The 7890-nt window shown below is 67.7% G+C and carries 8 protein-coding genes and 1 pseudogene; 8 read left to right on the top strand and 1 reads right to left on the bottom strand.

Going from position 1 to position 7890, the window contains the following annotated elements; all coding sequences use genetic code 11:
* Positions 1 to 41 precede the first annotated feature (41 nt).
* The 4 genes from BMG07_RS25340 to hprK all read left to right on the top strand — a co-directional run bounded on the left by BMG07_RS25340 (position 42) and on the right by hprK (position 4550).
* Complete coding sequence (locus BMG07_RS25340) at positions 42 to 2171, top strand: ATP-dependent helicase (protein ID WP_269759374.1); 2130 nt, start codon at positions 42 to 44, stop codon at positions 2169 to 2171.
* Between the two features lie 336 nt (positions 2172 to 2507).
* Positions 2508 to 2837 (top strand): ribosome hibernation-promoting factor, HPF/YfiA family, encoded by a 330-nt coding sequence (hpf, locus tag BMG07_RS25345; RefSeq protein WP_081270768.1) that lies wholly within the window; start codon positions 2508 to 2510, stop codon positions 2835 to 2837.
* 188 nt (positions 2838 to 3025) lie between these two features.
* Positions 3026 to 3493 (top strand): PTS sugar transporter subunit IIA, encoded by a 468-nt coding sequence (locus BMG07_RS25350; RefSeq protein ID WP_093127334.1) that lies wholly within the window; start codon positions 3026 to 3028, stop codon positions 3491 to 3493.
* Between the two features lie 97 nt (positions 3494 to 3590).
* A complete protein-coding gene (gene hprK / locus BMG07_RS25355) occupies positions 3591 to 4550 on the top strand; it encodes an HPr(Ser) kinase/phosphatase (protein WP_198086853.1) in 960 nt (319 codons plus the stop codon).
* 48 nt (positions 4551 to 4598) lie between these two features.
* Here the strand turns inward: hprK and fur are convergent, their stop codons facing one another.
* Complete coding sequence (gene fur, locus BMG07_RS25360) at positions 4599 to 5018, bottom strand: ferric iron uptake transcriptional regulator (RefSeq protein WP_019655576.1); 420 nt, start codon at positions 5016 to 5018, stop codon at positions 4599 to 4601.
* Positions 5019 to 5106: 88 nt separating this feature from the next.
* On the opposite strand from fur, the gene BMG07_RS25365 reads away from it, so the two are divergent.
* The 4 genes and pseudogenes from BMG07_RS25365 to BMG07_RS25380 all read left to right on the top strand — a co-directional run bounded on the left by BMG07_RS25365 (position 5107) and on the right by BMG07_RS25380 (position 7807).
* The gene (locus BMG07_RS25365) at positions 5107 to 5670 is read left to right on the top strand and encodes an outer membrane protein assembly factor BamE (protein ID WP_198086854.1); all 564 of its coding nucleotides are present in this window, start codon (positions 5107 to 5109) and stop codon (positions 5668 to 5670) included.
* An 88-nt stretch (positions 5671 to 5758) separates the two neighbouring features.
* The gene (gene dapB, locus BMG07_RS25370) at positions 5759 to 6604 is read left to right on the top strand and encodes a 4-hydroxy-tetrahydrodipicolinate reductase (protein WP_374221317.1); all 846 of its coding nucleotides are present in this window, start codon (positions 5759 to 5761) and stop codon (positions 6602 to 6604) included.
* A gap of 18 nt (positions 6605 to 6622) precedes the next feature.
* Complete coding sequence (locus tag BMG07_RS25375; protein ID WP_198086855.1) at positions 6623 to 7318, top strand: MotA/TolQ/ExbB proton channel family protein; 696 nt, start codon at positions 6623 to 6625, stop codon at positions 7316 to 7318.
* A 22-nt stretch (positions 7319 to 7340) separates the two neighbouring features.
* A pseudogene (locus tag BMG07_RS25380) lies at positions 7341 to 7807 on the top strand (ExbD/TolR family protein).
* Positions 7808 to 7890 lie beyond the last annotated feature (83 nt).

Here is a 7890-nt window from a genome sequence, read left to right on the forward strand (position 1 = left end):
AAGGCGGCGGGACTGGACGGGCATACAGTAAAGTCATGCCCATGCAGACCGCTGCGCACCCCGTTCTTTCCGCTGCCCCGAAGACCCAGGCCGAGCGCTTGGCGGCCGCGCTGGCCTCGCTCAACGAGGCGCAGCGCGCGGCGGTGGAGCACGGGGTGGGCGCGGCCCTGGAAGCCGGCGCGCAGGCCGACGAGCGGCCGCTGCTGGTCATTGCCGGGGCCGGGTCGGGCAAGACCAGCACGCTGGCGCACCGCGTGGCGCACCTCATTGCCGGCGGCGTCGATCCGCAGCGCCTGCTGCTGCTGACCTTCTCGCGCCGCGCCGCGCAGGAAATGGGGCGCCGCGCGGGCCAGGTGCTGACGAAGGTGCTGGGCCTCAATACGGAAGCGCCGCCGTCGCTGCCGTGGGCCGGCACTTTCCACGGCATCGGCGCGCGGCTGCTGCGCGAGTACGCCCCGCAGATCGGGCTCGACGAAAACTTCACCATCCACGACCGGGGCGACGCCGAAGACCTGATGGGGCTGGCGCGCCACGAGCTGGGGCTGTCCGCCACGGTCAACCGCTTTCCGCGCAAGGGCACCTGCCTGTCGATCTACTCGCGTTGCGTGAACACGCGCGCACCGTTGGGCGAGGTGCTGAAGGAGTCCTTCCCCTGGTGCGCCGAATGGGAGGCCGAGCTCAAGAAGCTGTTCGGCGCGTACGTCGAGGCCAAGCAGCAGCAGAACGTGCTCGACTACGACGACCTGCTGCTCTACTGGGCCGGCATGGTCGCCGAGCCCGCGCTGGCGGCGCACGTGGGCGCGCGCTTCGACCATGTGCTGGTCGACGAGTACCAGGACACCAACCTGCTGCAGGCGTCGATCCTGCTGGCGCTCAAGCCCGACGGACGCGGCGTGACGGTGGTGGGGGACGACGCGCAGTCGATCTACTCGTTTCGTGGCGCCACGGTGCGCAACATCCTCGACTTTCCGTCGCAGTTCACGCAGGAAGCGCGCGTGGTCACGCTGGAGCGCAACTACCGCTCGACGCAGCCGATCCTCGATGTGTCGAACCGCGTCATCGCGCAGGCCGCCGAGCGGCACGCCAAGACGCTGTGGACCGACAAGCCCTCGGCCGGCAAGCCGCTGCTGGTGCTCGTGCCCGACGAGGCGGGGCAGGCGCGCTGGGTGGCCGACAAGGTGCTGGCGCACCGCGAAGGCGGGCTGGCGCTGAAGTCGCAGGCGGTGCTGTTCCGCACCTCGACGCACAGCGCGGCGCTTGAACTCGAGCTGGCACGGCGCAACATCCCGTTCGTGAAATTCGGCGGCCTCAAGTTCCTGGAAGCCTCGCATGTGAAGGACCTGCTCGCGGTGCTGCGTTTCGCGCAGAACCCGCGCGGGCGCATGGCGGGGTTCCGCGTGACGCAGCTGATCCCGGGCATCGGGCCCGTCACGGGCACGCGGCTGCTCGATGCGATGGACCAGGCAGCCGACCCGGTGGCGGCGGTGCGCGACTTCGTGCCGCCTGCTTCGGCGCGCACGCAGTGGACCGACTTCGCCAAGGCCTACGAGGCGCTGCGCTCGCCTTCGCTCGCATGGCCCGCCGACGTGGAGCTGGCGATGGACTGGTACCAGCCGCATCTGGAGCGGCTGTACGAAGACACCTCCGGCGTGCGGCGCGCCGACGTCGAACAGCTCGCGCGGCTGGCCGCCGGCTATGGCTCGCGCGAACGCTTCCTTACGGAACTCACGCTCGACCCGCCCGAAGCCACCAGCGACCGCCCGGGCCCGCCGCTGCTCGACGAGGACTACCTGATCCTCTCGACCATCCACTCGGCAAAGGGGCAGGAGTGGAACTCGGTGCACGTGCTCAACGTGGTCGACGGCTGCCTGCCGGCCGACGTGGCGCAGGGCGCGCACGAGCTCGAAGAAGAGCGCCGGCTGCTCTACGTGGCCATGACCCGCGCGCGCGACCACCTGCACCTGCTGGTGCCGCAGCGCTTCTACATCACGCAGCAGGCGGTGCGCGGCGACCGGCACCTGTACGCCAACCGTACGCGCTTCATCGGCGAGGCCGACCTCGCGGGCTTCGAGCAGCAGACCTGGCCGCCACCGCCCGAGCGCCCGCCGGCGGTGCCGCCGCCCAGCGCCGTGATCGACCTGCGCAACCGCATGCGCGCGGCCTGGCGCTGAGCGTTCCGGCTGGCCCTGCCCGTCGCAGGGTCTCAGGGTCTTTCCTGCTGAAACACTTCTGTTCAAAACGCCGCAGCGCCTGCGCCGCGTGCGCGAGCTGCTATCGATTCGCGAGCGTGCAACGAGGGGCGCGCGAAGCCGCCGCACCCTGGGGCAACCCAGGTATTGCAATACCGTGACAGCTTGGGCATAGTGAATTGACCGCCCCTTCTTTCTTCTCTTCTTCTCTCAGCCCCCTCTTTCTTTCCCCCGCTTCCCCCTGCATCTGTTTTCGCCGGCCACGCTTCATTCGGGAGCGCGGTCATTTCCCCAACCGTCAATTCCAGGAGGTCATTCATGAATTTGACGATCAGCGGTCATCACCTCGACGTCACACCTGCCTTGCGCACCTACGTCACGAGCAAGCTGGACCGGATCACGCGACATTTCGACCAGGTGGTCGATGTCAAGGTGATCCTCACGGTGGAAAAGCAGAAGGAAAAGGAACGCCGCCAAAGGGCGGAATGCAACATCCACGTCAAGGGCAATGACATGTTCGCGGAGTCGAGCCACGCTGATCTCTACGCTGCGGTCGATGAACTGGTCGACAAGCTCGACCGCCAGGTGGTGCGCCACAAGGACCGCCTGCAGGACCACCATCACGCGGCGCCCAAGCGCCTGATGTGAACCCCGAGCCCCGGCTCGCACCACAAGCCGCCTTCGGGCGGCTTTTTGTTTTCCGACTGTGGCAGTAGGGCATTGCAAGCCCCCAGAGGGTGGGCGAGGCCTCTGGGCAACATGTAGACAGAAAGTAATGAGGGGGACTGGGGGTTTTTACCAAGCGGGTGCATAATCGCCCCCGCTCTGCACCCACCATGAATCGCCTCGCGTCCATCCTGCCGCCCGCTCAAGTGCTTGTGAGCGTTGACGCTACTAGCAAGAAACGTGCTTTCGAAGAAGCAGGTCTGCTGTTCGAAAGCCTTCACGGTCTGGGACGCGCCCTGATTACCGACAGCCTGTTTGCGCGCGAGCGCCTGGGCTCCACCGGTCTGGGCCACGGTGTCGCCATTCCGCATGGCCGCATCAAGGGCCTGAAGGCGCCAATGGCCGCCGTGTTCCAGCTGGCCAACCCGATCGGTTTCGACGCCCCCGACGAGCAACCCGTCGCGCTGCTGATCTTCCTGCTGGTGCCCGAAGCGGCCACGCAGAAGCACCTCGAAATCCTCTCCGAAATCGCCGAGCTGCTGAGCGACGCCAGCCTGCGCGAACAGATCAAGTCCAGCACCGACGCCGCCGCCCTGCACGGCCTCATTGCCGGCTGGCAGTCCACGCAAGTCGCCTGAGCGCATGCGTCGGCACGCGCGGCTGCTGATAAGCTGCGCGGCTCTTCTTTCCGTTACTCCAACGCAATGCCGGCGTCCGTGCGCCGCGCCTGAACGCATGAAGCCGACCGTCATCAGCGCCGATGCCATGTTCGAGGAGTTCCGCGGGTCGCTCCGCTGGGAATGGCTCGCCGGGCTCGGTGCGTCAGAGCGCCAGTTCGACCCCGAAGTCATCAGCCGCGCGCAGTCGGCGGCCGACCTGGTCGGTTATCTCAACTACATCCACCCGTACCGCGTGCAGATCCTGGGCGCCCGCGAGGTGGCCTACCTGACGCGCGGCAGCCTCGAAGACTGCGCCCGGCGCATCGCCCGCATCGTCACGCTGGAGCCGCCGATGCTGGTGCTGGCCGACGGCCAGGCCGCGCCCGACGAGCTGCTGTCGATCTGCGAGCGCGCCCAGCTGCCGCTGTTTGCCACGCGCGAGTCGTCGGCCTTCGTGATCGACCTGCTGCGCGCCTACCTGTCCAAGCACTTCGCCGAGCGCACTTCGATGCACGGCGTGTTCATGGACATCCTGGGCATGGGCGTGATGATCACGGGCGAGTCGGGCCTGGGCAAGAGCGAGCTGGGCCTGGAGCTGATCTCGCGCGGCAACGGGCTCGTGGCCGACGACGCGGTCGACCTGTACCGCATCAACCAGAACACCATCGAGGGGCGCTGCCCCGACCTGCTGCTGAACCTGCTCGAAGTGCGCGGCATCGGCCTGCTGGACATCCGCGCGATCTTCGGCGAGACGGCGGTGCGCCGGAAGATGCGGCTGAAGCTCATCGTGCACCTGGTGCGGCGCGACAGCTTCGAGCGCGACTACGAGCGCATGCCCTCGGCGCCGCTCACGCAGGACGTGCTGGGCATTCCGGTGCGCAAGGTCATCATCCAGGTGGTGGCGGGGCGAAACATCGCCGTGCTGGTCGAGGCGGCGGTGCGCAATTCGATCCTGCAGTTGCGGGGCATCGACACGTACGCCGATTTCGTGGCGCGCCACCACAAGGCGATGGAAAACTCCCGCGACGGGGACTGAATGCAAAAGGGGGCTCGCGCCCCCTTTTTGACGGTGTTCCTGGCCGGCTCAGCGCTTCTTGGCGCAATCCCCGCAAAGACCGTACAGCGACATGGCGTGGTCCTGCAGGATCCAGCCCTTGTCCTTGGCGATCATCTGCTGGCGGCGCTCGATCTCGGCGTCGTAGAACTCCTCGACCTTGCCGCACGAGGTGCAGATCAGGTGGTCGTGGTGCGTGCCTTCGTTCAGCTCGTAGACGGCCTTGCCGCTTTCGAAGTGGCTGCGCTCCAGGATGCCGGCCTGCTCGAACTGGGTCAGCACCCGGTACACGGTGGCCAGGCCGATGTCCGAATGCTCGTTCAAAAGCACGCGAAACACGTCTTCGGCGGTCATGTGCCGCTGGCTGCCGGTCTGGAAGATCTCGAGGATCTTCAGGCGTGGCAATGTGGCCTTGAGGCCGGTATTCTTGAGTTCGTCGATGTTGGCCATGTTGGTTCCTGCGCCCTGGGCTGCGGCAAAGGCCCTGGAAAGGGCAGCCGCTACAATGGCCGATCATATCGCTACCCCCTTTCCTCCCATGCCTGCCATTCTCCAACGCCGTCCGTGGCTGCTGGTCGCCGCCATTGCCGCGACGCTCGGCCTCGGTGCCTGCAGCGGTTTCACTGAGCGCACGCGTGGCGCCCTGTCGGCCGTCACCCCTTACAAAGTCGAAGTGGTGCAGGGCAATTTCGTGTCGAAGGAACAGGTCGCGGCGCTCAAGCCCGGCATGTCCCGCCAGCAGGTGCGTGAAATCCTCGGCACTTCGCTGCTGACCGACGTCTTCCATTCCAACCGCTGGGACTACGTCTTCACCATCCGCCGTCAGGGCGTGGACCCGCAGGAACGCCACCTCACGGTGTTCTTCAACGGCGAACTGATGGACCGTTTCGAAGGCGACGAGATGCCGAGCGAGGAAGACTTCGTCGCCACGCTCGACACCCGCAAGAAATCGGGCAAGGTGCCCACGCTCGAGGCGTCCGAGGAAGAGCTCAAGAAATTCGCGCCCGCCAAGGACGACAAGGCCGATGCCGCGGCCAAGTCGCCGTCGGCCAGCCTGCCGCCGCTGCCGGCCGCCTACCCCCCGCTCGAAGCCACGCGCTGAGCGCGCACAGCGGGCGGCGCCCGCCGAGTCAGGCGGCGTCCGTCCCGTGTCCATGCATGCCATTGGCCATATCGAAGACTGAATCCGCGTGACTGAATCCACCTCCATTTCCTCTTCCGGTCCGGCCGCAGCGCCGCGCCGTGTCGCCATCGCCGGCGCGTCGGGCCGCATGGGCCATATGCTGATCGAGGCCGTGCGCAACGCGCCCGACCTGCGCCTGGCCGGCGCGCTCGACATCGCGGGCAGCCCCGCGCTCGGCACCGATGCCGGCGGCTTCCTGGGCTTCAACAGCGGCGTGCCGATCGTGTCCGACCTGCGCGCGGGCCTCAAGGACGCCCAGGTGCTCATCGACTTCACCCGCCCCGAAGGCACGCTGGCCCACCTCGCGGTCTGCCGCGAACTCGGCGTGCAGGCCGTCATCGGCACCACCGGCTTCAGCGACGCGCAGAAGGCCGAGATCGCTGAGATCGCCAAGGACATCGCCATCATGATGGCGCCCAACATGAGCGTGGGCGTCAACGTCACGCTCAAGCTGCTCGAGATGGCGGCCAAGGCCATGTCGACCGGCTACGACATCGAGATCATCGAAGCCCACCACCGCCACAAGGTCGACGCGCCCTCGGGCACCGCGCTCAAGATGGGCGAAGTGATCGCCGACGCGCTGGGCCGCGACCTCAAGGAATGCGCCGTGTACGCCCGCGAAGGCATCACGGGCGAGCGCGATCCCTCGACCATCGGCTTCTCGGCCATCCGCGGCGGCGACATCGTGGGCGACCACACCGTGCTGTTCGCCGGCACCGGCGAGCGCATCGAGATCACCCACAAGTCGTCGAGCCGCGTCACCTACGCCCAGGGCAGCCTGCGCGCGGTGCGCTTCCTGGCAGAACAGCGCGCGGGCCTGTTCGACATGTACGACGTGCTGGGCCTTCGCTAAAAACCCAAAGGACCGCCGATGAGCGTGCTCGAACTGCTGACCCAAGGCGACGGCGTCAGCCGTTCGGTGGCGGCGCTGCTGCTGGCGATGTCGATCGCGAGCTGGGTCGTGATCCTCTGGAAGGCCTGGCTGCTGCGCGGCGGCACGCGCGACGTGCTGCGCAGCATCGCCGCCTTCTGGCAGTCGTCCACGCTGGCCGACGCCGAGCAGAAACTCAAGGCCTTCGACCGCGCGACGCTGGTGTCGCCGGCCGTGTCGGCCATTCGCGGCGTGGCCGCCGGCGCGCCTGAAGGCACGTTGGGCGCCACGGTCGACCGCAACCAGCGCCTGACCCGCGTCCTGCGCAACGCGCTGCACGGCGCGCTGCGCCGCCTGCAGGCCGGACAGATCCTGCTGGCCACCGTCGGCGCCACCGCGCCTTTCGTAGGGTTGCTGGGCACCGTGTGGGGCATCTACCGCGCGCTGTCGGGCATCGCGGGCCAGACCGGCGGTTTCACCATCGACAAGGTCGCGGGGCCGGTCGGCGAGGCGCTGGTCATGACGGCCTTCGGCCTGGCCGTGGCCATTCCGGCCGTGCTGGCCTACAACGTGTTCGGCCGCGTCATCGGCCGCATCGAGGCCGAGCTCGAAGGCTTCGCGCACGACCTGCTGGGCAGCTTCGGCGATGCGCCCAGGCCCGCCGCGCCGCCGCCCGCGCGGCCGATGCCGGTCTGACCCGCACGGGAGCCACACCACCATGGCCTTCGGTCGCACTTCACTGGGCAGCAGCGCCGGCGGCGGCGGGCGCGCGATGGGCGGCGGCGCGCAGCGGCCGCTGTCCGACATCAACGTGACGCCGCTGGTCGACGTGATGCTGGTGCTGCTGGTGATCTTCATCATCACCGCGCCGCTGATGGCCAGCTCGATCAAGCTCGACCTGCCACAGACCGACGCCGGCCAACCCAACGACACGCCCAAGTTCGTGAGCGTGTCGGTCGATGCGACGGGCAAGGTCTTCCTGAACGACCGCGTCGTGACCGACGAGGAACTGGCTGCCGGCCTGGAGAAGGCGGCCGCCAACAGCAAGGACACTGAGGTGCAATTGCGCGCCGACACCACGGTGGCGTACGGCAAGGTGGTGGCGTTGATGGGTATCGCGAACAAGGCAGCTTGAGCCGCATTGGCTTCGTGACCGATGCGGAGCCGGCGCCAGAAAAGAAGTAGAGGCCGCACTGTGCTGCCTTGCTCCTTCCCCTCCCGGGGGAAGGTTGGGATGGGGGCAGCGCCCAACGAGCGCCATTCAGTGG

Origin of the sequence: Variovorax sp. E3 (assembly GCF_016082275.1) — a bacterium.
In the GTDB taxonomy this organism is placed as follows: Bacteria; Pseudomonadota; Gammaproteobacteria; order Burkholderiales; family Burkholderiaceae_C; genus Variovorax.